The sequence below is a fragment of the uncultured Nitrospira sp. genome, assembly GCA_902500695.1.
In the GTDB taxonomy this organism is placed as follows: domain Bacteria; phylum Nitrospirota; class Nitrospiria; order Nitrospirales; family UBA8639; genus Nitrospira_E.
Window position 1 is genome coordinate 37,802 of record CABVRQ010000016.1, and the last position, 4,373, is coordinate 42,174.

The window sequence follows — 4,373 nt, forward strand, 5'->3', positions numbered from 1 at the left end:
GATACCATCGATTTTAGTATTGCGGGAGCAGGCCCACATACGATCAATGTGCTGTCCGCGCTTCCAACGATCACCGAAGCGGTGCTCATTGACGGGTGGAGTGAGCCGGACTACGTCAGTGGGACACCCGTCATTGAACTGAATGGCGGCAACCTCGGCAGCCTGGTCAAGGGTCTGGACCTGGGGAGCGGCAGCGACGGCAGTACGATTCGCGGTCTGATCATCAACCGCTTCACAGGGACCGGCATAGAGATCAGCGGCTCTGATAGCCACACGATTCAGGGCAACTGGATCGGCCTGAATTCGGCTGGCACCGGCGCGTCGGCGAACGGTGTCAACGGGATCTTCGCGCTGAACAGCACGGACAACCTGATCGGCGGCACCACGGCGACCCAACGCAACGTCATCTCCGGCAACACGCAGCAGGGCATCTTTTTCGACAATGTCGACAACAGTACGATCTCGGGCAACTATATCGGCACCAACGTCAGTGGCACAGGTGATATCAATGGCACCACATCGAATACGCAGCAAACCGGCGTCTATCTGAGCAACGGCTCAAGCGGCAACGTGATCGGCGGCACGACAGGGGCCTCGCGCAACGTGATCTCGGGCAACAATCACTACGGCTTCGAGGTGATTGATTCGGGGTCACAGAACAACCTGCTGCAGGGCAACTACATCGGGACCACGGTCACCGGGTTGGCCGCACTCGGTAATGTTGATGGCGGCGCGAGTTTCTGGCGCGCCGGAACTGGAAATGTCTTTGGCGGTTCTGCGGTCGGGGCGGGCAACGTGATTTCCGGCAATCTGGGACATGGTGTGTTGGTGGGCGACACCACGACCGGTGCGACGATTCAGGGCAACCTTATAGGGATTACCGCCGATGGCGTGGCTGCACTGGGGAACGTCAAGGCCGGCATTCAGGTGCAGGATACGGCCAGTTCAACGACCATCGGCGGAACAGCTGCAGGGCAGGGCAACACCATCGGGTTTAATGGTCGGGACGGCATTTACATTTCTGGCGGCAGCGGCATCTCCATTCTGGGCAACTCGATCTATTCCAACGTGGAGTTGGGCATCGATCTCGGTACGAATGGCATCACGGCCAACGATGTCGGTGATGGCGATACTGGACCCAACAATCTGCAGAACTTCCCGGTGGTGACGTCAGCGAATTCGAATGCGACCGGCACGACGCTCATCGGGACGCTTAACACGAATGCCAGTCTCAGCTATCGGATCGAATTCTTCGCCAGTAGGCCAACTATTGCGGATAGTCCCAACGGCGAAGGCGAACGGTATCTGGGATTCACGACCGTCACGACCGACGGGTCCGGCGATGCGAGTTTCAACCTGACGCTGAATAGCGTCTGGATTAACGCGGGCGACCGCGTCACGGCAACGGCTACCCGTGATCTTGGCGGCGGAAACTACGGCGACACTTCCGAGTTTGCGGCGAATGTCACCGCAACCTCTACCGGCATCGTGGTTGTCGATACGACGAGCGATGTGGGCGACGGCACAACGACATCCATCACCAATCTGGGTAATGCGCGGGGGGCCGACGGGCGCATCTCGCTGCGTGAGGCAATCATCGCGGCCAACCTTACGACCGGCGCCGACAAGATCGTGTTTGCGATTCCGCACACGGACACGCGGCACTATTACTACACCAATAACAGCGTGGCCGGGACCGTTTCAACGGGGAACCTGACGGCAACCACGGCCGCGTCCGATGCGGCCCTCGTCGGTGCTGACCCTGATTATGCAAAGAGCTGGTGGTCGATTCAGGTGGCCGCTGCCGGCCTACCGGCCATCACGACTCAAATGACGATTGACGCCTGGACCCAGACCGGGTTCTCGGGTACGCCGATCATCGAACTGAACGGAAGCCTCGTCTCGAACGGCGATCCGAACGGGTTCACGATTGAGACCAGTAGCACCACAATCCGCGGCTTCGCCATCAACCGGTTTGGTGATGACGCCATCGAGATTGACAACCAGGGCGGTAGCCACACGATCGTTGGCAACTACCTCGGAACGGATGTCAGTGGGCTGGTCACCACCTACGGGAACCGATACGGCATGACGGTTAAGAGTGATGGCAATACGATCGGAGGAACGACTGCTGCTGACCGGAACATCATCGCAGGGAACTCCACCGGCGGCGATAGTTTTGGTATTGGGTTCTGGCAGGACGCCGACAACAACCTTGTTCAAGGTAACTACATCGGCGTCGGCGCAGACGGCACTACGGGGATGAGCAACCGTCAGGGCATTACCTTCCAGGGTACTGCGGACAACAACAAAATCGGTGGCGAAACCCTCGGAGCCGGTAACGTGATCGCGTTCAACTCGCAAAACGGCGTGGATGTCATCGCCGGCACGAACAACGCGATTATCCGCAACTCAATCCACTCCAATGGTTTGCTGGGCATCAATTTAGGCACGGCCGGCGTGACGGCTAACGACAATGGTGACGGCGACAGCGGCGCTAACAATTTACAGAATTTTCCTGTGCTCACGACGGCTGATCTGGACTCACCCACCCAGGTCACTATTGAGGGAACATTCAATAGTACCGCCAGTACCACCTTTCGGATCGAGTTTTATAAAAACACTGTTGCCACCGGGCAAGATCCTTCCAGTCACGGAGAGGGGCAAACCTATCTCGGTTTTACGAGTGTCACGACGGACGGTAGTGGAAACGGGAGCTTCAACGTCACCCTGACTGCTGCAGTTACCGCCGGTGAATTTGTGACCGCTACTGCCACGAGAGATCTTGGCGGCGGCAACTATGGTTCAACCTCCGAATTCGCCCTCAATATCACGGCGGCCGCAGTCAACGACGCGCCGGTTGCCGCAGATGATCGTCCCGGTCTGGTTTTTGACGGGGTAGATGATTTTCTTCAGCTCGGGAGTGACGCAAGCCTGGAAATGACCAATACCATGACGATGGAGGCCTGGTTCCGGCCAACAAGTTTACCTACCAGCAGTAGTATGATTCTTCTCAATAAAGAAGGCGAATATGAAGTTGGGATCCTTTCTGATGGAACGATTCGTTGGGCCTTTGCCAACACCGACCCAGGATGGACTTGGCATAACACCGGCCATGTTGTGACCCTCAATGAGTGGACGCATGTGGCCATTACTCATAACAGTGGCGTCGTGATTACCTATGTGAATGGATCCGTCGTCGAGACCTACAACGGCTCCGGGTCGATTGGAGATGTTTACCCTGTACTCGAGGATTTTCGTATCGGTGGTCGTTCAAATAACCCGACGGGTCAATATTTCGAGGGGTCGATTGGTGAAGTGCGAATTTGGAACACGGTGCGAACAGCGGGCGAGATCTCAACAAACTATGATCTTTTATTGACAGGAAATGAATCCGGATTAGTTGGTAATTGGCTACTGAGAGAGGGATCGGGAACCACTGCCACGGACATTTCCTCTTCTGGAAACGATGGGACCCTTGGGGGAGGGATGGCCTCACAAGAACCCACATGGGTTGGCTATTCCACTGACCAGGATACCCCTCTGAATATTGCAGCCTCCGGCGTTCTCGTCAATGACGTCGATGTCGACAGCGACCCTTTGGTGGTGAGTGAGATCAACGGGAGTGCTGCCAATGTGGGTAATCCGATTGCCCTGGCGTCGGGAGCCTTGGTCACGCTTAACGCCGATGGCAGTTTCACCTACGACCCCAATGGACAATTCGATAGTCTCACAGCCGGTCAACAAGTTTCGGATCAATTTACCTACACGGCGGACGACGGAAATGGCGGGACCGATACTGGGACGGTCGACGTGACCGTGACTGGAGTCAATGACATCCCGGTCCTCACCAACCTGGGGGGCGATACGCTGGCCTACACCGAAGGGGACGGGGCGCAAGTCCTTGACCAGAGCGGCAATGCGGCCGTGAGTGATGTGGACAGCAGTGACTTTGACACGGGCACCTTGACGGTGGCGTTTACGGCGGGCAGTGACAGTGCGGAGGATGTGCTGGCCATTCGCGACCAAGGGGCGGGCCCGACGAACATCACGGTGGCGGGCAGTGCGGTCAGTTACGGCGGCACGCAAATCGGCACCTTTGTCGGGGGCAGCAGTGGCGCGGCCCTGGTCATCACGCTGGAGGCCAACGCCGATGCCGCGGCGGTCAGCGCCCTGGTGCAGAACATCACCTATACGAACACCGACACGGCCAACCCGACGCTGGGCAGCCGCACGGTGCGCTATGTGCTGACCGATGGGGACGGGGGCACGAGTGCCAACTACGACACGACGGTCACCTTCAGTGCTGTCAATGACCTCCCGGTCCTCACCAACCTGGGGGGCGATACGCTGGCCTACACCGAAGGGGACGG

1 protein-coding gene is annotated in these 4,373 nt (G+C 57.9%); it reads left to right on the forward strand.

Annotated elements, in window-relative coordinates; all coding sequences use genetic code 11:
- Positions 1-4,373 (forward strand): LamG-like jellyroll fold domain-containing protein (locus AAH187_RS06215; RefSeq protein WP_342347574.1); only part of this gene is annotated, 4,373 nt, incomplete at both ends.